Below are 20,421 nucleotides of genomic sequence, written 5' to 3'. Positions count from 1 at the left end.
GGGAGTGGGCATGGACGAGCTGCTTGAGGACGACACCCCGGTCGTGGTCGGCATGGCCTGCCGGTTCGCCGGCAGCGACGGCCTGGAGGAGTACTGGGAACGCCTGCGGCTCGGCCGCAGCGCCCTGGGTACCACCCCGCGCTGGGCGGGGGAGGAGGACGGCGCGGACTTCGTCGGCGGATTCCTGGACGGCCACCAGGACTTCGACGCGCGGTTCTTCCGTATCTCCCCGGCCGAGGCGCAGTGCATGGACCCGCAGCAGCGGATCCTGCTCCAGTCGGTGCAGCACGCCGTCGACGACAGCTACCTGACCCCCGCGGACCTGCGCGATCTGGACTGCGGCGTCTTCGTCGCCGGGCTGCCGGGCGACTACCGCTCGCTGGTGGCCCGGCGCAGCGACATCGTCTACGGCACCCACAGCTTCCTCGGCAACGCGCCGTCCACGCTGTCGGGCCGCATCTCCTACTTCTACGACATCACCGGCCCGTCGATCACGCTGGACAGCGCGTGCTCCTCGTCGCTGGCGGCTCTGCACGAGGCGGTGCTCAACGTCCGCGCCGGACAGTGCCGTGCGGCGGTCGTCGGCGCCGTGTCGGTCTTCAGCACCCCGGAGGTGCTGCGGTTCGCCCAGCGTTCCCGGATGAGCTCCCCCGAGGGCGCGTCGCTGCCCTTCACCGACGCCGCCGACGGATTCGTCCCGGCCGAGGGCGCCGCGTCGCTCGTCGTCATGCGCCACGACGAGGCGAGGGCCCGGGGGCTGCGGATCTACGGTGCGGTCCAGGCGACCGGCACCAACCACAACGGCACCACCAACGGCCTGATGGCGCCGGGCTCGCAGCCGCAGGCCCGGCTGATCGCGGGCCTCTACGAGCGTGCGGGCATCGACGCGTCGCGGATCGCGTACCTGGAGACGCACGGCACCGGGACACCGCTCGGCGACCCCATCGAGCTGGAGGGGCTGCGGTCCGCCTTCCGCAGGGCCGGCGGCGGGGGCTGCCAGCTCGGCGCCGTCAAGCCGCTCATCGGGCACACCCTGGTCGCCTCCGGCCTGGCGAGCGTCATCAAGGCGCTGCTCGCCTTCCACCACGGGACGATCCCGCCGGTCGCCGCCACCGACGAGGCCGTCTCCTACCTCGACGTCACCCCGTTCGAGGTCACCCGGGAGCCGCTGCCGTGGCCCGAGGACAAGCCGCTCTGCGCCGTCAGCGCCTTCGGCTTCACCGGCTCCAACGGCCACGTGGTCCTGCGCAGGCTGCCCGACGGACCCGCCGACGAGGACGCGGTCTCCCGCCGCCCCGGGCGCGCGCTCCCCTTCTGCCTGTCGGCCGCCTCGCACGACAGCCTCACCGCGCTCGCGACACGCACCCGCGACCTGGTCGCCGAGCTCCCCGGGAACCGGCTCTGGGACCTGTCCCAGCTACTGCTGCGCCGCCCGCGCCACCCGCACGAGCGAGTGGTCGTGGCCCGCACCCGGGACGAACTGCTGCACGCGCTCGACGCGCCGCAGGACCACGGCGAAGGCGGCCGGGCCCCCCGGTCCGCGGACATCGACCGGCTCGACGACACCCTGCGCGACCTGGTCGTCCTGTGGCGGACGCAGGACACCACCGGCGCTCTCGCCCGGCGCCTCGACACACCGGCCGACCTGGCGCGGATCGCGCTGCCCGCGTACCCCTTCGACCAGCGGCGGCACTGGGTGCTCGAAGAGGCCGCCGCACCACCACGACCAGAACCCGTACCAGAACCAGAACCGGAAGGGGGACCGGAACCCGTGCACGACGGACTGGAGGGTCTCGTCGAGGAGCTGTGCGACCGACTGTCGGCCCTGCTGGGCTTCGAGGAGGGTGCGGGCGACGTCGTACCCGGCACACGGATCGTCACGCTCGGCCTGGACTCGCTCTCGGCCGTCCAGTTGCTGAGCCCGTACCAGAAGGCTGGGAGCGCCATCAAGGCGCACGATCTCTTCCGCCACGAGACGGTGGCCGACCTGGCCGCCGCCATCGGCGGCCGTCCCGCCGTACCGAAGGAGGAGCCCGCGGGCCCGGCGCGCCGGGCCCGCCAGGCACCGCCCCTGACCCAGTGGACCCAGTACGGCGACACCGGCCGGCCCACCCTGCTGCTCCCGCCGCTCAACTGCGACGAGCGGGCGTGGACCCAGCAGATCCCGGCGCTGCTGCGGGAGGGACGCAAGATCTACGTCCCGGAGTACCCGGGGCACAAGGGCACCGCCTTCGACGAGGAGCGGTTCTCCTTCGAGGCGCTCGCGGACGAGGTGGCCGACTTCCTGCTGGACACCGTCGAAGGCCCGGCCGACCTGGTCGGCTGGTCCCTGGGCGGCTGCGTCTCGACCCTGACCGCCCTGCGCCACCCGGAGCGCGTCGCCTCGCTGACCCTCGTCAGCTGCGCGCCCCGCTACGGCGAGGACGCCTTCGAACGCACCCTGGACCTGCGGGAGGAACTGCGGCTCCACCGCGGCCTGCTGGAGGCGGTGTTCGGCGAGGGCGCGGACCTGGCCGGCAAGTTCAGCACGAACGCCTCCATGGACGTCCTGCGCTGCTACTACACCGCCCTGACCGCCTTCGACATCGTCGACCGGCTCCCCGAGCTCACCACGGACTGCCTCGTGGTCCGCGGGCTCGGCGACTGCGTCCTCGACGAGGCGGCGGTCGCGCGGTACTCCAGGATCCCCGGGGTGCGGCTGCGCGAGTTCGAGGACCACGGGCACTACGTACCGCTCACCGCGGCGCGCGACTTCAACAGGACGCTGACGGAGTTCTGGGCCGAACGGGGCTGACCCGCGACGCCGTACGACCTCCGGACGCTCGACACCACACGGAAATGGATGGGTTGCGGAACATGCTGGTAAGCGCGGACAAGGCGGCGGTCGTCCTCTTCGACATGCAGTTGGAGCTCGTCCCACTGCTGCTGGAGGGCACCCAGTTGCTGCACAACACCTGCTGGACGGCGGAGGTGGCGCGGGAGTTCGACCTTCCCGTGCTGCTGACCGAGCACAAGAAGCTGGGCGGGCTCTCCCTGTCGCTGCACGAGGCGGCCGAGGGCGCGACCCGGCTGGAGAAGGAGCACTTCGACCTGTTGCGCGAGAAGCCCATCGCCCAGTACGTGGCCGACTGCGACCGGGAGCAGTACGTCCTGGCCGGCGCGGAGACCCACGTGGTCGTCCTCCAGTCGGCGCTGAGCCTGCTGGAGCAGGGCAAGACGGTCTTCGTCCTGGCCGACACCGTCTCCGCCCGCAACCAGGCGGACCACGAACTGGGCCTCGAACGGCTGCGCCGGTTCGGGGCGCACCTGATCACCCGGGAGATGTTCTTCTTCGAGCTGATCCGCAACTCCGAGGACACCCGCTACCTCGACCTGGCCAAGAAGTACCTGGACGGCCGGTACATCCGGTAGGACGTGCCGGCCGTCCAGCGCGTCAGGCCGGCCGGACCAGCCGCCCCCCGGACAGCTCCAGGAGGCGGTCGCGGTGGCGCTCGCGCAGGGCCCGGTCGTGGGTGACGGTCACGACCGGGCCGGTGAAGCGCTCCACCGCCGCCAGCAACTGCTCGACAAGGACCAGGCTGAGGTGGTTGGTGGGCTCGTCGAGCAGCAGCAGCTGCGGCCGCCCGGCGAAGAGCAGCGCGAGGTCGAGACGGCGCCACTGGCCGATGGAGAGCCGGTTCGCCGGCGTGCCGAAGTCCTCGGCGCCGAACAGACCGAACCGGGTCAACTCCGCCGCCGCGTCCTCGGTGTGGATCGCGCGCCGCGCGGCGAACGCGTCGAGGAGCGTGCGCTTCTCCGCCCGGAAGTCGCTGTCCTGCGGCAGATGACCGATGCGCAGCCCCGGCGCCCGCACCACCTCCCCGGTGTCCGGGGCACGCTCGCCCACGAGGACCGACAGCAGCGTCGACTTGCCCGCGCCGTTCGGACCGCTGATCACGTACCGGCTGCCGTCGGACAGTTCCAGATCCGCGTCCCGCAGCACCTGGCCGACGCCGACACCGGTGGCCCGCAGCAGCACGTGCCCGGCCTGCTCCTGGACCTCGTCCGCCGCCTCCGCCTCCGCGTCCTGCGGGGGAGCGAAGTCGAGGGGCTCGGGCGGCCGCGGCACCGCCTCGTCGAGGAGACGCCGCAGATGCAGCTGGGCGGCGCGGCCCGTGCGGGCGACGGCCCGTTCGGCGCCGCTGCCCGCCGCGTCGTAGGACAGCTTGTCGTTGTCGGCGCGGCCGCTGTAGACGCGCCCGCCGGTGGCGGCTCGCTGCACCCGCCGCCGGGCCTCGGCCAGCTCCTTGCTCCACTCGTGGTACCGCTGCCACCAGCGCGCCCGCGCCGCGGCGCGTTCGTCGAGGTAGTCGCGGTAGCCGCCGCCGTAGCGGACGGTGGCGCCGCGCGGGCCGTCCAGGTCGACGATGGCGGTGACGGCCGCGTCCAGCAGCGCCCGGTCGTGCGAGGCGATCAGGCACGGGCCCCGGTAGGCGGTGAGCCACTGGACGAGCCAGTCCACCGCCCGGTCGTCGAGGTGGTTGGTGGGCTCGTCGAGCAGCAGCCCGGCCGGCTCGTCGAGGACCAGCGCCGCCAGCGCGAGGCGGGCCCGCTCGCCGCCCGACAGGGTCCGCACGGCGCGGCCCCGGTCGAGCCCTGACAGGCCGAAGACGTCCAGCACCTCGCCGACGCGGGCGCCGAGCTCCCAGCCGCCGCGCCGCTCGAACTCCTCCTGGAGACGGCCGTACTCCTCCAGCACGGCGCCGAGATCGCCCGCGTCGGACGACATCCGCTCCTCCGCGCCACGCATCCGCGCGGAGAGCTCGTCGAACTGCGCGGTCGCCCGGGCCAGTACGTCCTCGATGGTGAAGCCGGCCGGGAAGTCGGGCTGTTGGGGCAGGAACCCGACCCGGCCCGTCACCGCGCGCACCACCTCGCCGCGCTGCGGCGCCAGGTCGCCGGCGAAGGCGCGCAGCAGGGTGGACTTGCCCCGCCCGTTCTCGCCGATCAGGCCCACCCGCTCGCCGTGGGAGACCTTGAGCGACACGTCGTGCAGCACCACGCGGTCGCCGAGGACGCAGTGCAGGTTCTCGGCGAGCAGGTGCGCCGAGCGGTGGTCGGCGGAGAGGATGTCCTGCCCGCCGGGCAGGTCCGTGGAGCCGTCACTCATCGTCGGGGGCCCCCGTCTCCTGCAGCCGCCCGTCCGCCATCCGCAGCCAGCGGTCGACCCCGATCTCCTTGACGAACCGTTCGTCGTGGCTGACCACGACGAAGGCGCCCTCGTACGAGTTGAGGGCCCCTTCCAACTGCTCGACGCTGTCGAGGTCGAGGTTGTTGGTGGGCTCGTCGAGCAGCAGCAGTTGCGGCGCCGGCTCGGCGCCCAGGACACAGGCCAGGGTGGCGCGCAGCCGCTCACCGCCCGACAGCGCGCCGACCGGCAGGTGCGCCGCGGCCCCGCGGAAGAGGAACCGGGCCAGCAGCGTCAGCCGCTCCGCCTCCGGTTTGTGCGGCGCGTAGTCGGCCATGCACTGCGCGACGGTGCGGTCGAGCGGCAGCGTGTCGAGACGCTGGGAGAGATAGGCGATACGGCCGTCCGCCCGCTTGAACTCCCCGACGGTGGACTCCAGTTCACCGCTGATCACGCGCAGCAGGGTGGATTTGCCGACGCCGTTGCGGCCGGTCAGCGCGATCCGCTCCGGCCCGCGGATGGTGAGGCTGACGCCGTCGTCCGCGAAGAGGTCCCGCTCGCCGTAGCGGACGTTGATCCCCTCGCCGAGGAAGACGGTCCGCCCCGCCGGAACGTTGGTGTCGGGCAGCTCCAGGCTGATCCTGCGGTCGTCCCGCAGCGTACGGCTCGCCTCGTCCAGCCGGTTCCTGGCGTCGGCGAGGCGCTGGCCGTGTGTGTCGTTGGACTTGGCCGCCGACTCCTGGGCGCGCCGCTTCAGCGTGCCCGCGGCCATCTTGGAGATGCTGCCCTTCGCCGCGGCGCGGGCGCCGACCCCGGCCCGGCGCGCCGCCCGCTCCCGGGCCTGCTGCATCTCCCGCTTCTCCCGCTTGACCTGCTGCTCGGCGCTGCGGATGTTCTTCTCCGCGGTCTCCTGCTCGGCGCGCACGGCCTCTTCGTAGTCGGTGTAGTTGCCGCCGTACAGGCGCATGTCGCCCGCGTCGAGTTCGGCGATGCAGTCCATGCGGTCGAGCAGCGCCCGGTCGTGGCTGACCACGAGCAGGCAGCCGTTCCAGCTCTCCAGGACCTGGTAGAGCCGGTGGCGGGCGTCCAGGTCGAGGTTGTTGGTGGGTTCGTCGAGCAGCAGTACGTCGGGGTGCTTGAGCAGCTGGGTCGCGAGGCCGAGGGAGACGACCTGGCCGCCGCTGAGGGCGTGCAGCCGCTGGGTCAGCGGGACGCCGTCCAGGCCGAGCCGGTCGAGCTGGGCCCGGCTGCGTTCCTCGATGTCCCAGTCGTCGCCGACCGTGGCGAAGCGCTCCTCGGCCACGTCGCCGTTGGCGATGGCGTCCAGCGCCTCGATGACCGGGGCGATGCCGAGCACCTCGGCCACGGTCAGGTCACCGGTGAGCGGCAGGCTCTGGGGGAGGTGACCGAGCAGGCCCTTGACGGTCACGGACCCGCGGTTGGGGCTCAGTTCACCCGCGATCAGCTTGAGCAGGGTGGACTTGCCCGCACCGTTCGGTGCGACCAGACCGGTGTGGCCGTCCCCCACGGTCCAGGAGAGGTCCTGGAAGACGGGGGTGCCGTCGGGCCAGGAGAAGGAGAGGTTCGAGCAGACGATGCTGGCGTCGGACATATGCGCATGCCTCGCAGATGATGCGGGCGCACCACAGTGCGCCCAAGGGGGGTGGTGGTCAGAGCACGTGGGGGTACGGCCACGCGGCCGTGCACGCTTCGCGCACGGCGGTGGCAGTCGACATCCGGGTATCACCCGGAGATGTCGTCGTCACCCGCGATCACCACGGCTGCCTCTCCTTCGTGTACACCATCCGCGTTTCACGGTACCAGAAGAGGAAGTTGCCGCCAGTTGATCCGGGGCGCCGGGCAACTGCCGCCGGGGCCAAGGACGTTCACGCTCTTCCACCGGAAGACAAATCCTTGAGCCGGACACCAGCACCGGACATTGCCGTCCCTTCACGCACATCGTTAGTGTCGCCCTCGCTCATTCGGAAGAAAACTGTTCTGTGAAAAGGAGCGTCGCATGCGAATCGCCGACAAGGAAGTCCGTACCAAGACGGCATGGCACCGTCCCGACTTCGTTTCCTTCGACACCGGCATGGAAGTCACCGCCTACTTCAGCCGCGACTGACCCGCTGCCGCAGGAAAGGACGCAGGCATATCGATGTCCGTGACGCATGAGGCAGCCGCTCCCTGGAGCGAGGCCGAATTCCGGCAGGAACTCCACGCGCTGGAGTCGTCGTACTGGGACCGGCACCCCTTCCACCGGCGGATGCACGAGGGCCGGCTGGACAAGGACGAACTGCGGCTCTGGGCGGCCAACCGCTGGTACTACCAGCGCTGCCTGCCCCAGAAGGACGCCGCGATCGTGGCCAACTGCCCGCTGCCCGGCGTACGGCGGCAGTGGCTGTCCAGGATCGTCTACCACGACGGGACGGACGCCTCCTCGGGCGGTGCGGAGAAATGGCTGCGTCTGGGCGAAGCCGTGGGCCTGCGCGAGGACGAGGTGCTCGACGAGCACCTCGTCCTTCCTGGCACGCGCTTCGCCGTCGACGCCTACGTGGACTTCGCCCGCCGCCGCCCCTGGCTGGAGGCCGCCGCGTCCGGGCTGACCGAGCTCTTCTCCCCGGGCCTGCTCGCCCACCGCCTCGGCCGGCTCCGGGAGCACTATCCGTGGATCGCGGAAGAGGGGTTCGAGTACTTCACCGCACGCATCGAGGTGGTCGGAGCCGAGGGCCGCTCCCTGCTTGACCTGGTGGCACGGCACGCCGTCACCCGGGAACAGCAGGAGGCCTGCGTCCGCGCACTGGCGTTCAAGTGCCAGGTGCTGACCGCGGTGCTGGACGCGCTCGACTACCACACCGGAAACGGAGCCCCGCGCCCATGACACCCCTGCCCGAGCCCACCGTGCCGCGCCTGCGGCCCGGAGTCCGGCTGACCAGTGATCCGGCCCGCGGCGAGCTGGCCCTGCTGCCCGAGCGCGTCGTGGTCCTCAACGACACGGCGGCGGCGGTGCTCACCCACTGCGACGGCACCTCCACCGTCGCCCGGATCGTCGAGCGCCTCGCCGAGGAGTACGACGGCGTGCGCACCGAGGACGTCTGCGAGCTGCTCCAGCGCCTCGCGGAGCGCCGGGTGGTGGACCTGGATGCCTGAGCCGGCCGTCCGCGCGCCGCTGGGCATGCTCATCGAGCTGACCCACCGCTGCCCCCTGCACTGCCCCTACTGCTCCAACCCGCTCGAACTCGTGCGCCGCTCCGAGGAGCTGACCCGCGAGCAGTGGCTGGACGTCCTCACCCAGGCCCGCGAACTCGGCGTCGTGCAGATGCACTTCTCCGGCGGTGAGCCGCTGGCCCGTCCCGACCTGCCGGACCTGGTCGGCCACGCCCGGCAGCTCGGCGCCTACGTCAACCTCGTCACCAGCGGCGTCGGCCTCACCGCCGACCGCGCCCTGGACCTCGCGCGGCGCGGCGTCGACCACGTACAGCTCTCCCTCCAGGACGCCGACGCGCGGCTCGGCGACCAGGTCGCCGGGGCCCGGGTGCACGCCGCCAAACTGAAGGCCGCGGAAGCCGTCACGGCCGCTGGGCTCCCGCTCACCGTCAACGTCGTCCTGCACCGCCGGAACATCGACCGCGTCGAGCGGATCGTGGACCTCGCCGTCGAGCTGGGCGCCGACCGGATCGAGCTGGCCAACACCCAGTACTACGGCTGGGGGCTGCGCAACCGCGCCGCGCTGATGCCCACTGCCGGCCAGCTCGCCGCCGCGCGCGACGCCGTGCGGCGCGCCCGGCAGAAGCACGCGGGCGGCCCCGAACTGGTCTACGTGGCGGCCGACTACTACGACGACCGGCCCAAACCGTGCATGGACGGCTGGGGCAGCACCCAGCTGACCGTCACCCCCGCGGGCGACGTGCTGCCGTGCCCCGCGGCGTACGCCATCACCACCCTGCCGACGGAGAACGTGCTGCGCCGCCCGCTCGCGGAGATCTGGTACGACTCCAGGGCGTTCAACGCCTACCGCGGCACCGGCTGGATGCGGGACCCGTGCCGCACCTGCCCGGAGCGCCACACCGACCACGGCGGCTGCCGCTGCCAGGCGTTCCAGCTCACCGGCGACGCCGCGGCCACGGACCCGGCCTGCGGACTCTCGCCGCACCGCCCGGTGGTCGACGCGGCGCTCGCGGAGGTCACCGACGGGCCGCCGCCGGAGTTCGTGGCCCGCATACCGGTGGCGCCATGAAGGTGATCCTGCTCGGCACCGCCGCAGGCGGCGGCTTCCCGCAGTGGAACTGCGCCTGCGCGCTGTGCGCCCGCTGCCACCGGGGAGAGCTGCCCGCGCGCTCCCAGGAGTCCGTCGCCGTCAGCGGCGACGGCCGCGACTGGTGGCTGCTCAACGCCTCCCCCGACATCCGCACCCAGCTCCTCGCCGCGCCCGCCCTCGCGCCCGGCCCCGGCCCGCGCGACACCCCCGTGCGCGGCGTGCTGCTCACCGACGCCGAGGTCGACCACGCCCTCGGGCTGACCATCCTGCGCGGCGGCACCGGCCTGACCGTGCACGCCGCGCCCCCGGTACGCGACGCGCTCACCGCTGACCTGCCGCTGCGCGGCCTGCTGGACCGCTACGCGCCGTGGGAGTGGCGGGACAGCACCGTCCCGGGCGGCTCCGCCCTGACCGGCGGACTCACCGTCACCGCGCACCCCGTCGGCTCCAAGGCCCCCAAGTACGTCAGCGACCCGGCCCCGGACGCGCCCTGGGTGGTCGCCTACCGCATCGCCGACGCGGCGACCGGCGGGGCGCTGCTGTACGCCCCGTGCCTGGCCGCCTGGCCGGACGGGTTCGACGCCCTGCTGGACTCGGTCTCCTGCGCGCTGCTGGACGGCACCTTCTACAGCGCCGACGAGCTGGGCGCCGCCGTCCGCTCCCAGGACGCCGGGCAGCCCCTGATGGGACACCTGCCGGTGGCAGGACCCGGCGGCAGCCTCGCCGCGCTCGCCCGCCACCGGGGCCCACGCCGGATCTACACCCACCTCAACAACACCAACCCCCTCCTCGATCCCGCCTCCGCCGAGACGGCCGCGGCGCGGAAGGCCGGCGTGGAAGTGCTGGCGGACGGCAGCGAATTCCAGCTGTGAGAAAGGGAGTTTCGCCAGCGGTTCTCAAGCGACGCTCAAGAATCTCTCCAGCGTTTTTCGAGCGTTCTTCGAGTTCTTCTCCGCCGGTTCTGGATCTCCTTTCCATGGCGCCGGTCGCTGACGGCGGCCGGAACTGTGTAGCGTGCGGAACCCAGATCGGTGGCCATGGAAATGAAATGTGGGGGAGGCCGCGTGAGTTACCCGACCGATTCCCGTGCACCCCTTTTCGAGGCAGCTCTCGGCCAGGACGCCGAACCCGTACCGATCGCCTCGCTCGTACCCGGCTACTCCCCACGCCTGCGCGGGGAGGACGCCGCACACGTCGCACGGCTGGCGGAGCTCGACGAGCCGCTGCCGCCGATCCTCGTGGAGCGGGCCACGATGCGGGTGATCGACGGCATGCACCGCGTCATGGCGGCCCGCGCGAAGGGCCGTACGACCATCGAGGCCCGGTTCTTCGCCGGTGCGGCCGAGGAGGCGTTCCTCCTCGCGGTCCGCGCCAACACGGCGCACGGGCTGCCCCTCTCCCGGGACGACCGCAGGGCCGCGGCGGAGCGCATCCTCGCCCAGTGCCCGCACCTGTCGGACCGGGCCGTGGCCCGCACCGCGGGGATCGGCGCGAGGACGGTGGCGGCGCTGCGCTCCGCCTCGGCCGCGACGCCGCCGCACCCGCGCTCCCGCAGGGGCCGGGACGGCAAGGTCCGGCCGCTCGATGGCGCGGCGGGCCGCCGCAAGGCCGCCGAACTCCTGGCGGAGCGCCCCCACTCCTCGCTGCGTGCGGTGGCCCGGCAGGCCGGTATCTCACCGGCGACGGTCAGCGACGTCCGGAGACGACTGGCCTCGGGCCGCCCGCCCGTAACAGGACGGGACACGCCGCGGGAGAGCCCGGCCGGGGCGAGCGCGAGCGTGGTCCGGCCGCTCCGCCCGGCCGAGCCGGCCGACGCCTCGCCGATGGACAAGCTGCTGCGCGACCCCTCGTTACGGCACAAGGAGAGCGGCCGCCAACTGCTGCGCCTGCTGCAACGCAACGCCCTGGAGCCACGGGAGTTGCTGCTGCTGGCCGATGTGGTGCCCGCGCACTGCACGGACCTGGTGGCCGATCTGGCGAGGAAGTACGCGGGCATGTGGGCGCAGTTCGCGCGCGAGGTCGGCGACGACTCCGACTGACCATGCCCGGCCCACCCCCCAGGAAAGGAACGAACGCCCCATGCGCAGACACCTATCCGCGCTGCTGACCCTGCCCCTCACGGTTCTCGCCGCCACGCTCGCCCCGGCGCCCGCCGCCCACGGCGCCGCCCACCCCTTCGTCGGCACCTGGGCGGCCTCGCCCACCACCGTGCCCGCCACCGACTCCACGGTGTACGAGGACCAGACGCTGCGGCAGAGGGTGCACCTGTCGGTCGCCGGGCACAGCGTCCGCGTGCGGTTCACCAACGAGTTCGGCACCGCGCCGCTGACGATCGGCGAGGCGCACGCCGCACGCCCCGCGCGCGGCGGCCCCGCCACCGCCGTCGACGCGGCCTCCGACCGGGAACTGAGCTTCGACGGCAGTGCGTCGACGACCCTCGCGCCGGGCACCCAGCGCTGGAGCGACCCGGTCGAGCTGCCCACCACCGCCGGCGGCGACCTCGTGATCAGCCTGTACCTGCCCGGGCGAACCCCGGCCGACACCGTGCACTCGGCCGCGTTCCGGAGCAACTTCGTCGCGGCCGGCGACGTCACGGGCGCACCCGACCTCACGCCGACCTCGACCATCACGGCGTGGCACTTCCTGTCGGGCGTCGCCGTCGACAGCGCCGCCGCAGCGGCGGACTCCGCACTGGTCACGCTCGGCGACTCCATCACCGACGGCGAACACACCGCCCTGGACGCCGACCACCGCTGGCCCGACCTGCTCGCCGAACGGCTGCGCGCGGACGGCCGCACGGCGGCGACGGGGGTGGTGAACGCCGGCATCGCCGGCAACCGCCTGCTGCGCGACCCGAACCCGGTCCCGGGGTCGCCCGCCGAGGCCTTCGCCGGATACTTCGGCGAGAGCGGTCTGAAGAGGTTCGACCGGGACGTGCTGGGCCAGCCCGGCGCCCGCGCCGTCACCGTGCTCCTCGGCGTCAACGACCTCGGCTCGCCGGGGCTCGTCGCGCCCGTGTCCGAGGAGGTGACGGCGGCCGAACTCATCGACGGCCACGAGCAGTTGATCCGGCGCGCGCACCAGCACGGACTGCGGATCCTGGGCGCCACGATCCTGCCCTTCGAGGGCGACACCCTCGGCTACCACACCCCGGGGCGGGAGTCGGTCCGCCAGGCCGTCAACGACTGGATCCGCACGAGCGGCGCGTTCGACGGCGTCGTCGACTTCGACGCCGCGGTCCGCGACCCGGAGCGGCCCGGCAGGCTGCTCCCCGCGTACAACGGCGGGGACGGCCTGCACCCCAACGACGCCGGGATGGCCGCGATGGCCGGAGCGTTCCCGCTGGAACTGCTGCGCTGAACGCGGTGTCAGGGCCCAGGCGGGTCGGGGACCCAAAAGGCGCACCGGCGCGTCGGAGGATCGGTCGAGGGCGTCCGGGGCGCGGACGGAGGCCGGGTCCGGCGGGGTCAGGAAGCCGGGCCGGCGGCGCTCTCGGGGGCCGTTCCCGGTTTCGAGTGGAGGATGTCGCGAGCCTGGTCCGCGGCGCGGGCGATGCTCTCCGAGACGAAGTCGAGGAAGCGGGCGACGTTCTCGAGGCGGGTGGCGGCCGGGGTGCCGGAACCGAGGACGGATACGCCCTGGCGCGCGGTCTCGACGACCTGCGCGGTGGAGCGGGCGCTCACCATCATCGAGTGGTACCAGATGTCGTCGTCGACGATGTAGCGCTCGCGGCGGCGTTCGTCGCGCTGCCGGCGGACGAACCCCTGGGTGTCCAGGTAAGTGATGGCTTTGGAGACCGATGCCGGGCTGACCTGGAGGCGCTCGACGAGCTCGGCGGCGGTGAGGCTACCGGAGTCGGTGAGGGTGAGGCAGGCCATCACCCGGGACATCATCGGGGGCATGCCCGACTGCATGAGGACGGTGGTGAAGACCTCCTCGTACGCGCGCACGGCGTCCGCGTCGCGCCCGTAGGGCTGCGGCGACGCCTTGGGGGCCGCGGGCGTGGGCTGCCTGCGGCGGTGGGCCCGGTGTTCGGTGGCGCGGTGGGCGAGTTCGGCGCGGTAGGTGGTGGGGCCGCCGTTGCGCATCACCTCACGTGTGATCGTCGAGGTGGGCCGGTCGAGCCCTCTGGCGATCTCCGCGTAGGCGAGGCCGTCGGCCAGTCCCAGCGCGATCTGCCGACGTTCCTGCTGGGTGAGCCTGCCTCCCGGCATCGCGGTCTCCTTCATCCGTGGGGGGTTCCAGTATAGCGTTCAGTCCCAGTCCATTGCAACGCTTCGGACAGGGATCCGTTGCGTTATGCGGGAAACCGTTGCAACAACTTTCCTGCCTTTACCTGCGGTGTTTCCTCTTTTACGCAACAAGCGCCTTGCCGCAACCGTGAATGCAACGTAGCGTTTCTCTCATCGGAAAGAGCGGGCCGAAGGGGCGCGCGATCCACGCTGAAGGAGAGCACGATGCAGAAGTTCGCCACTTCCGCCCCCGTATCGGCCCTGGTCAACCTGCCCGCCGGCCGCCTGCAGTTCATCGCCGCGGACCGGACCGACACCACCGTCGAGGTCCTGCCCTCGAAGCCGTCCAGGTCCCGGGACGTGAAGGCCGCGGAGCAGGTCCGGGTCGCCTTCGACGACGGCGTCCTGCGGATCGAGGCCCCCGGGCCCACGAACCCCCTTCTCGGCACCTCCGGTTCGGTCGAGGTCACCGTCCAGCTGCCCACCGGCTCCCGGGTCGAGGCGCGGGCCGCCGCCGCCGAGTTCCGCGGCGTGGGCCGGCTCGGCGAGGTCGCCTTCGAGGGCGGCCACGGGCTGATCAAGATCGACGAGGCCGACAGCGTCCGCCTCGTCGGGATCGACGCCGACATCACCGTCGGCCGCCTGAACGGCCCCGGCGAGATCAGCACCCAGCAGGGCAATATCAACATCACCGAGGCCACCCGCGGCGCGCTCACCCTGAGCACGCAGATGGGCAACGTCACCGTCGGTGCCGCCCACGGCGTCTCCGCCGTCCTGGACGCCGGCACCACCCACGGCCGCCTCAACAACACCCTCAAGAACAACGACAGCACGCCCGACCTCACCATCCACGCCACCACCGCCCAGGGCGACATCACCGCCCGCAGCCTGTAAAGAAGGAGCCCTCTCATGACCGGCCTGGCCATCGCGGCGCACGGGTTGCGCAAGTCCTACGGTGACAAGACCGTCCTCGACGGTGTCGACCTGACCGTCCCGGAAGGCACGATCTTCTCCCTGCTCGGCCCGAACGGCGCGGGCAAGACCACCGCCGTCAAGATCCTCTCCACTCTGATCACTCCCGACCCCGGCTCCGGCGCCATCCACGTCGCCGGCCACGATCTGGCCACCGACGCGCAGGCCGCCCGCGCGGCGATCGGCGTCACCGGACAGTTCTCCGCCGTCGACGGACTGATCACCGGCGAGGAGAACATGCTCCTCATGGCGGACCTGCACCACCTTCCCAAGAGCGAGGGCCGGCGCGTCGCCGCCGAACTGCTCCACCGCTTCGACCTGGTGGAGGCCGCGGGCAAGCCCGCCTCCACCTACTCCGGCGGCATGAAGCGCCGCCTGGACATCGCCATGACGCTCGTCGGCAGCCCGCGGATCATCTTCCTCGACGAGCCGACCACCGGACTCGACCCGCGCAGCCGCCACAACATGTGGCAGATCATCCGCGAACTCGTCACCGACGGCGTCACCGTCTTCCTCACCACCCAGTACCTGGAGGAGGCCGACCAACTCGCCGACCGCATCGCGGTGCTGAACGACGGCAGGATCGCCGCCGAGGGCACCGCAGAGGAGCTCAAGCGGATCGTCCCGGGCGGGCACGTGCGGCTGCGCTTCTCCGACCCGGCCGCCTACCGCTCCGCCGCCGCGCTGCGCGACGCCGTCCGCAACGACGAGGAACTGGTCCTGTCCATCCCGAGCGACGGCAGCCAGCGCGAACTGCGCTCGCTCCTCGACCAGTTGGACACGGCGGGGATCGAGGCCGACGAGCTCACCGTGCACACGCCCGACCTGGACGACGTGTTCTTCGCCCTCACCGACGGCACCACCAACAGCACCACCGGCACCGAAAGCACCACCGGCACCGGCACCGGCACCTCCGGCATCACCGTCCCCGCCCAGCCCGAGGAGGCTGTCCGATGAGCTCTCTCTCCCTCGCCGTACGCGACTCGTCCACGATGCTGCGCCGCAACCTCCTGCACGCCCGGCGCTACCCCTCGCTCACCCTGAACCTGCTGCTCACCCCGGTGATGCTGCTCCTGCTCTTCGTCTACATCTTCGGGGACACCATGAGCGGCGGCGCCGGCCGCTCCGCCTACATCGCGTACATCGTGCCCGGCATCCTGCTCATGACCATCGGCTCCACCGTCATCGGCACCGCGGTCTCGGTCTCCACCGACATGAACGAGGGCATCATCGCCCGCTTCCGGACGATGGCCATCCACCGCAGCTCCATCCTCTTCGGCCACGTCGTCGGCAGCGTCGTGCAGACCCTGCTCAGCCTGGTCCTCGTCGGCGCCATCGGCGTCGCCATGGGGTTCCGCTCCACCGACGCCACCGTCCTGGAATGGCTCGCCGCCTTCGGACTGCTCGCCCTCTTCACCCTCGCTTTCACCTGGATCGCGGTCGGCATGGGCCTCGGCAGCCCCAACGCCGAAGCCGCGAGCAACAACGCCATGCCGCTGATCCTGCTGCCCCTCATCTCCAGCGCCTTCGTCCCGCTGGACTCCATGCCCGGCTGGTTCCAGCCGATCGCCGAGTACCAGCCCTTCACCCCCGCCATCGAGACCCTGCGCGGACTGCTCCTCGGCACCGAGATCGGCAACAACTGGTGGATCGCGCTGATCTGGTGCGTGGGCCTGACCGCCCTGGGCTACCGCTGGTCCAAGGCCCAGTTCAACGCCGACCCCAAGTAACAGCCCCGAGCAACCGGTCCCAAGCAAGCGGCCCCAAGCAACCGGCCTCATAGAGACGCCGAGGGCGGCGTACCCCGACATCCACGTCGGAGTACGCCGCCCTTCCGCACGCCGCGCTACCCTTCGGCCTCCACCGCCGCCCCCGGCTCACCGACCAGCACCAACTGGCTGATGGTGTACCGGTCGTACGTGTGCAGTGCGACCCGGTACAGGCCCGGCACCTCGGCGGTGATCGTGGCCGTGGGGCGGCCGTCCTCCATGCGCACCGGGACCGGACGCTCCGCGCCCGTCTCGGTGTCGGTGAGGGTGCAGGTCAGCCCCTGCGCGGAGTCGATGTTCCCGGCCGTCGCCCGCCAGGGGACGCCCGCCTCGGCCAGGTCGGGGACGATGAGCCCGCAGCCCGGTTCGCCCAGCGGGGGACCGGACGGCAGGTCCTCCAGCAGGATGTCGGCGACCGCGTCCAGCGCGCTGTCGGCGCGGGCGAGGTCACCGTGCTGGACGGGGACCGTCGAGAGGTGCCCGGACAGGTTCGCGGCGTCCCGGTAGACCGTGCCGTCGCCGTGCGTCGCGAAGAACCGGACGCGGTCGTCGCGGCCGCGGATGAGGGTGCCGTCACTGTTGGGCCGCGGACCCTCCTCGTACGCCGTGACCTGGCCGGACGCCAGCGACAGGCTCTGCCAGGTGGGCTGCCGGGTGCCGACGACCGCGCGGTGGTCGGGCAGCCGGACATGCTGCTGGCGGGCGTGGAAGGCGAGGGAGTCACGGGCCAGGTCGGGGTGGCCGCCGAGCGCGGTGACGTCACCGGCGTCGAGGCGCAGCACGTCGTCCCCGGTGCGCAGGCAGCGGTAGAGCGGCAGCAGATCGTGCAGGCCCGGCATGGTCGCGCAGAGTTCGCGCAGCCGGGCGTGGGGGAGGGGCACCGGGGCGCCGCGGCCGCTGTTGAGGATGACGGCGGCCTTCACGGAACCGTAGAACGGCGTGCCCAGCGTGATGACGGTACGGGTGTCGGCGGCCAGGTCGTCGCAGTGGGTCCCGTCCAGGGCGCTGCGCGTGACCAGGCCACCCATCGAGTGGGCGATGAAGACCAGCTCGGCCGGGCGCCGGTCGGCCCGGTGCTCCACGGCGGCCAGATGGGAGGGGTGGGCGCGCCAGGCGGTGAGGTGCTCACGGGCCCGCTCGGCGAGCAGCTTGCCGTTCGTGGCGACCGGCAGCCGCCAGTCGTAGGGGAAGGGCAGCACGGCGGCCGGGTCGGCGACGTACTCCCGCACGGTGTCGATCAGATCGGTGTACGGCTCCTGGCCGCGCAGATACGGCGTCCACGTGCCGTGCCGCAGGAGCTGGGTCGCCTCGACGCGGCCGGTCCTGCCGGCGAGTTCGTCCTCGGTCAGGTGCAGCTGGGCCAGACCGTCACGCCGGGTCCATGCTCTGAGCAGCCAACGGGCCCCCGAAAGACCCCACAGGACGTCACCGGTGGCGGTGGAGCGCAGCTCGCTTCCCATGATGCCGGGAACGATGACGACCGCGTCCTGCGTCACATGGGGTGACACCTCTTGCTCTGCTGGGGCGGGCCGGTCCGCGCCGACCTGTCGCTGAGGGCTCATGGACGGGAACAATAGGGAAGATGAGCGAGCGACGGGGGCCGGTCGTGGCTGTTGCTGCTGAACCGGACGGGTTGCAGTGGCCGCGGGGCCCGCTGGAGACGGGCCCGCGCGGGCTGCTGGTCGGCCTGGTCGTCCCGGACGGCGATCCGGGCTTCGACGAGGCGCTCGAACAGCAGCTCGCGGCAGTGGAGTTGTGGTGGCCGCGCGCCGGCGGCGAGTTCGACTGGCGGCTGTCGGGGAACCCGGACGGTACGCCGCTGTCGACGCGGCACGAGGTCGAGACGTACCTTGCCAGGAGCGGACTGCGTGACGCGGATGCCGCGACGCCCCTCATCCTCTTCGTCAGCGCGCACGGCCTCGCCGCCAAGTCCACCCGTCATTACCTGCGCCTGCCGGACACCGCCGACGAACGCCTGCTGGCCACCGCCGTGCCCACCTCCGCCCTCGCCTACGCGGCCCTGGACTCGCACGCCCGGGACGTCCTGGTCATCCTCAACATGTGCGAGTCCGCGGCCGTGCAGAGCGAACTCGTCGTCCTCCAGGACGACTTGGCGCCCGCCCGCAAGGAAGAGGCCCGCCTCAACGTGCTGGCCACCACCGAGCGGGGCCGCACGGTCCTCGGCCTCGAACTGGCCCGGGTGCTCTCCCGCGCCCACCTCCTGGCCACCACCAGCGAGCAGATCGCCCACCCGCACCTGACGATGAGCGAGTTCACGCAGCTGCTCAACCGCGCCGCGAAACTCATCGAGAAGGAGCGGCCCGTACGCCGCGGCGCCCGGCGGGCCCACGCCCGCGTCAACATCCCCCAGCCCCTGCTGACCCAGTGGCAGCACGAGCGCTCCCCTGCCCTGCCCAACCCCGGCTACGAGCCCGCCCCGCGCGTCGCCAAGGACGAGGTCAGCGATGTCGCGGCGACCTTCGACGAGCTGGAGTACTGGCTGGAGAAGGCGAGCGGGCGCCTCGACAAGGCCGACGGCGGCTGGTACTTCTCCGGGCGCACCAAACCCAACCGGCTGCTGGTCGAGTTCCTCCAGCGCCCCCGCGGCACCATGATCGTCACGGGGAGCGCGGGCACCGGGAAATCCGCCCTGCTGGGCCGCCTGGTGACGCTCGGCGACCCCGTCTTCCGCGGCGAGGAGCGCTACAAGACCGCCCTCGACGGGCCGCCCGAGACGATCCCGCCGCCCGGTGCGATCAGCGCCGCCGTCTCGGCCCGCAACCACACCGCCCTGAGCGCGCTGCGCCGACTCGGGCACGCGCTCGGCTGCCGGCCCGCCGCCGACGCCGACGAACTCGGCGACTGGCAGGGCGCGTTGGAGGAGTTCCTGGCCAGCCCCGGACCGCCCGTCACGGTCGTCGTGGACAGCCTCGACGAGGCGTACGACCCGACGCACTTCATCACCACCGCCCTGGCCCCGTTCGTCGGCGCCACCCGCACCGAGCGCCGCACGGCGGGCGGCGTGCCCGCACCCGCCGGGCGGGGGCCCGCCGCCCGGCGCCGCGGAGTGCGGCTCATCCTCGGCGTCCGCAGCGCACGCCCCACCGCGCACGACGGCGCGCCCCGGCCGGGCGCGGACGACCTGCTCGCCGAACTCACCGAGCGTTTCCCGCACGCCCGCACCCTGCGCTGCGACACCGACCCCGGCGAGGACATCGACGCCTACGTCCGTGTCCTGCTCCGCGACCAGGAACAGTGGAACGCCGCGACCGTCTCCCGGGCCGCCCGCGTCGTCGGCGCCCGCGCGGCGGGCTCCTTCCTCCACGCCCGGCTGGCCGTGGAACAGCTCAGGGCCGCCGGGCCGGGCCTGCTCGCCGACCGGGACTGGCTGCACCGCGTCGGCGAGGGCATCACCGGGCTGCTGCTCACCGACATCGAACTCGCCGTCGCCGCGGGCAGCGGCCTGACCGCCACGGAGGCCGTCGGTCTGCTCCGCGCGAGCGCCTTCGCGCTGGGGCGCGGGGTCGCATGGGGGGACGTGTGGCCCGCGCTGACCCACGCCGTGCTTCAAGTGCCCCTGCGCGACCCCGACGAGAAGATCCGGCAGCTACTGAAAAGCCGCCTGGCCGGGTATCTCACCTCTGACCACGAGGACGACCGCGTGGTCTACCGCCCCGCCCACGAACAACTGGCCCAGATCCTCCGCCGCTGGCCGGCCCCCTGAAAGGCCCCCCTGTGCCGCACCGCCCCACCCCCGCCCCCGGCCACGCGCGCACGCCCCGGCATGCGGCGCCGAAGCCCGTCGCGCAGGCGCACCACGACCCGGTACGCACGGCAGGGCGGGCCCCCGCGCGGCCCGGGCCCGGCGGCGGCCGCACCCCCGCTGGTGCCCCCGGCCTCGGCCACCCGTGCACGGCCCGGCGTACGGCGCCGAAGCCCGTCGCGCAGGCGCACCACGACCCGGTACGCACGGCAGGGCGGGCCCCCGCGCGGCCCGGGCCCGGCGGCGGCCGCACCCCCGTA

General features: G+C 72.7%; 17 protein-coding genes and 1 pseudogene. 14 read left to right on the top strand and 4 right to left on the bottom strand.

Features of this window, described 5'->3' with window-relative positions; all coding sequences use genetic code 11:
• Positions 1-10 precede the first annotated feature (10 nt).
• Positions 11-2,794 (top strand): alpha/beta fold hydrolase, encoded by a 2,784-nt coding sequence (locus ACZ45E_RS20255; protein WP_468222393.1) that lies wholly within the window; start codon positions 11-13, stop codon positions 2,792-2,794.
• A gap of 62 nt (positions 2,795-2,856) precedes the next feature.
• Entirely contained in the window at positions 2,857-3,411 is a 555-nt protein-coding gene (locus tag ACZ45E_RS20250) for a hydrolase (RefSeq protein WP_468222392.1), read from the top strand.
• A gap of 22 nt (positions 3,412-3,433) precedes the next feature.
• Here ACZ45E_RS20250 and ACZ45E_RS20245 read toward each other — a convergent pair whose 3' ends face one another.
• Both ACZ45E_RS20245 and abc-f read right to left on the bottom strand, forming a co-directional pair.
• Positions 3,434-5,149, bottom strand: a complete 1,716-nt coding sequence (locus ACZ45E_RS20245; RefSeq protein ID WP_468222390.1) for an ABC-F family ATP-binding cassette domain-containing protein — start codon at positions 5,147-5,149, stop codon at positions 3,434-3,436.
• Positions 5,142-6,779: a ribosomal protection-like ABC-F family protein gene (gene abc-f / locus ACZ45E_RS20240; RefSeq protein ID WP_468222389.1), complete on the bottom strand. Its 1,638-nt coding sequence runs from the start codon at positions 6,777-6,779 to the stop codon at positions 5,142-5,144. Before abc-f ends, ACZ45E_RS20245 begins: the two co-directional genes overlap by 8 nt.
• A gap of 405 nt (positions 6,780-7,184) precedes the next feature.
• Here abc-f and pqqA point away from each other — a divergent pair, with 405 nt between their 5' ends.
• The 7 genes from pqqA to ACZ45E_RS20205 all read left to right on the top strand — a co-directional run bounded on the left by pqqA (position 7,185) and on the right by ACZ45E_RS20205 (position 12,785).
• Positions 7,185-7,292, top strand: a complete 108-nt coding sequence (gene pqqA / locus ACZ45E_RS20235) for a pyrroloquinoline quinone precursor peptide PqqA (protein WP_468222388.1) — start codon at positions 7,185-7,187, stop codon at positions 7,290-7,292.
• Between the two features lie 33 nt (positions 7,293-7,325).
• Positions 7,326-8,048, top strand: coding sequence for a pyrroloquinoline-quinone synthase PqqC (gene pqqC / locus ACZ45E_RS20230; protein WP_468222386.1), 723 nt, complete (start codon positions 7,326-7,328; stop codon positions 8,046-8,048).
• On the top strand, positions 8,045-8,317 hold the full coding sequence (gene pqqD, locus ACZ45E_RS20225) for a pyrroloquinoline quinone biosynthesis peptide chaperone PqqD (RefSeq protein ID WP_468222385.1): 273 nt from the start codon (positions 8,045-8,047) through the stop codon (positions 8,315-8,317). Before pqqC ends, pqqD begins: the two co-directional genes overlap by 4 nt.
• Positions 8,310-9,404, top strand: a complete 1,095-nt coding sequence (gene pqqE / locus ACZ45E_RS20220) for a pyrroloquinoline quinone biosynthesis protein PqqE (RefSeq protein ID WP_468222384.1) — start codon at positions 8,310-8,312, stop codon at positions 9,402-9,404. Before pqqD ends, pqqE begins: the two co-directional genes overlap by 8 nt.
• Positions 9,401-10,297 carry a pyrroloquinoline quinone biosynthesis protein PqqB gene (gene pqqB, locus ACZ45E_RS20215; RefSeq protein WP_468222383.1) on the top strand — a complete coding sequence of 299 codons (897 nt, stop codon included), beginning with the start codon at positions 9,401-9,403 and terminating at the stop codon, positions 10,295-10,297. Before pqqE ends, pqqB begins: the two co-directional genes overlap by 4 nt.
• Positions 10,298-10,489: 192 nt before the next feature.
• Positions 10,490-11,464 carry a ParB/RepB/Spo0J family partition protein gene (locus tag ACZ45E_RS20210; RefSeq protein ID WP_468222381.1) on the top strand — a complete coding sequence of 325 codons (975 nt, stop codon included), beginning with the start codon at positions 10,490-10,492 and terminating at the stop codon, positions 11,462-11,464.
• A gap of 40 nt (positions 11,465-11,504) precedes the next feature.
• Positions 11,505-12,785, top strand: a complete 1,281-nt coding sequence (locus ACZ45E_RS20205) for an SGNH/GDSL hydrolase family protein (protein ID WP_468222380.1) — start codon at positions 11,505-11,507, stop codon at positions 12,783-12,785.
• 107 nt (positions 12,786-12,892) lie between these two features.
• On the opposite strand, the gene ACZ45E_RS20200 is transcribed toward ACZ45E_RS20205, so the two are convergent.
• Positions 12,893-13,639: a GbsR/MarR family transcriptional regulator gene (locus ACZ45E_RS20200; protein WP_468222379.1), complete on the bottom strand. Its 747-nt coding sequence runs from the start codon at positions 13,637-13,639 to the stop codon at positions 12,893-12,895.
• 243 nt (positions 13,640-13,882) lie between these two features.
• On the opposite strand from ACZ45E_RS20200, the gene ACZ45E_RS20195 reads away from it, so the two are divergent.
• From ACZ45E_RS20195 to ACZ45E_RS20185, 3 genes are read left to right on the top strand one after another with little or no spacing between them, the layout of a single operon-like run.
• Complete coding sequence (locus ACZ45E_RS20195; RefSeq protein WP_468222377.1) at positions 13,883-14,551, top strand: DUF4097 family beta strand repeat-containing protein; 669 nt, start codon at positions 13,883-13,885, stop codon at positions 14,549-14,551.
• A gap of 15 nt (positions 14,552-14,566) precedes the next feature.
• The gene (locus ACZ45E_RS20190; RefSeq protein WP_468222375.1) at positions 14,567-15,586 is read left to right on the top strand and encodes an ATP-binding cassette domain-containing protein; all 1,020 of its coding nucleotides are present in this window, start codon (positions 14,567-14,569) and stop codon (positions 15,584-15,586) included.
• Entirely contained in the window at positions 15,583-16,359 is a 777-nt protein-coding gene (locus tag ACZ45E_RS20185; protein WP_468222374.1) for an ABC transporter permease, read from the top strand. Before ACZ45E_RS20190 ends, ACZ45E_RS20185 begins: the two co-directional genes overlap by 4 nt.
• 116 nt (positions 16,360-16,475) lie before the next feature.
• Here ACZ45E_RS20185 and ACZ45E_RS20180 read toward each other — a convergent pair whose 3' ends face one another.
• Positions 16,476-17,960: an esterase/lipase family protein gene (locus ACZ45E_RS20180; RefSeq protein ID WP_468222373.1), complete on the bottom strand. Its 1,485-nt coding sequence runs from the start codon at positions 17,958-17,960 to the stop codon at positions 16,476-16,478.
• A 20-nt stretch (positions 17,961-17,980) separates the two neighbouring features.
• On the opposite strand from ACZ45E_RS20180, the gene ACZ45E_RS20175 reads away from it, so the two are divergent.
• Both ACZ45E_RS20175 and ACZ45E_RS20170 read left to right on the top strand, forming a co-directional pair.
• The gene (locus ACZ45E_RS20175) at positions 17,981-20,122 is read left to right on the top strand and encodes a hypothetical protein (RefSeq protein WP_468222372.1); all 2,142 of its coding nucleotides are present in this window, start codon (positions 17,981-17,983) and stop codon (positions 20,120-20,122) included.
• Between the two features lie 11 nt (positions 20,123-20,133).
• Positions 20,134-20,421, top strand: a pseudogene (locus ACZ45E_RS20170) (TerD family protein); the annotation flags it as partial.

Source organism: Streptomyces sp. NPDC030991 (assembly GCF_055571235.1).
This window is presented reverse-complemented; position numbering and strand designations above follow the sequence as displayed.

Coding starts and splice junctions, on each gene's coding strand:
- abc-f (WP_468222389.1), bottom strand. CDS start 6,779: ATGTCCGACGCCAGCATCGTCTGCTCGAACCTCTCCTTCTCCTGGCCC.
- ACZ45E_RS20200 (WP_468222379.1), bottom strand. CDS start 13,639: ATGCCGGGAGGCAGGCTCACCCAGCAGGAACGTCGGCAGATCGCGCTG.
- pqqC (WP_468222386.1), top strand. CDS start 7,326: ATGTCCGTGACGCATGAGGCAGCCGCTCCCTGGAGCGAGGCCGAATTC.
- pqqE (WP_468222384.1), top strand. CDS start 8,310: ATGCCTGAGCCGGCCGTCCGCGCGCCGCTGGGCATGCTCATCGAGCTG.
- ACZ45E_RS20195 (WP_468222377.1), top strand. CDS start 13,883: ATGCAGAAGTTCGCCACTTCCGCCCCCGTATCGGCCCTGGTCAACCTG.
- pqqD (WP_468222385.1), top strand. CDS start 8,045: ATGACACCCCTGCCCGAGCCCACCGTGCCGCGCCTGCGGCCCGGAGTC.
- ACZ45E_RS20190 (WP_468222375.1), top strand. CDS start 14,567: ATGACCGGCCTGGCCATCGCGGCGCACGGGTTGCGCAAGTCCTACGGT.
- ACZ45E_RS20245 (WP_468222390.1), bottom strand. CDS start 5,149: ATGAGTGACGGCTCCACGGACCTGCCCGGCGGGCAGGACATCCTCTCC.
- pqqA (WP_468222388.1), top strand. CDS start 7,185: ATGCGAATCGCCGACAAGGAAGTCCGTACCAAGACGGCATGGCACCGT.
- pqqB (WP_468222383.1), top strand. CDS start 9,401: ATGAAGGTGATCCTGCTCGGCACCGCCGCAGGCGGCGGCTTCCCGCAG.
- ACZ45E_RS20180 (WP_468222373.1), bottom strand. CDS start 17,960: ATGAGCCCTCAGCGACAGGTCGGCGCGGACCGGCCCGCCCCAGCAGAG.
- ACZ45E_RS20205 (WP_468222380.1), top strand. CDS start 11,505: ATGCGCAGACACCTATCCGCGCTGCTGACCCTGCCCCTCACGGTTCTC.
- ACZ45E_RS20250 (WP_468222392.1), top strand. CDS start 2,857: ATGCTGGTAAGCGCGGACAAGGCGGCGGTCGTCCTCTTCGACATGCAG.
- ACZ45E_RS20175 (WP_468222372.1), top strand. CDS start 17,981: ATGAGCGAGCGACGGGGGCCGGTCGTGGCTGTTGCTGCTGAACCGGAC.
- ACZ45E_RS20185 (WP_468222374.1), top strand. CDS start 15,583: ATGAGCTCTCTCTCCCTCGCCGTACGCGACTCGTCCACGATGCTGCGC.
- ACZ45E_RS20255 (WP_468222393.1), top strand. CDS start 11: ATGGACGAGCTGCTTGAGGACGACACCCCGGTCGTGGTCGGCATGGCC.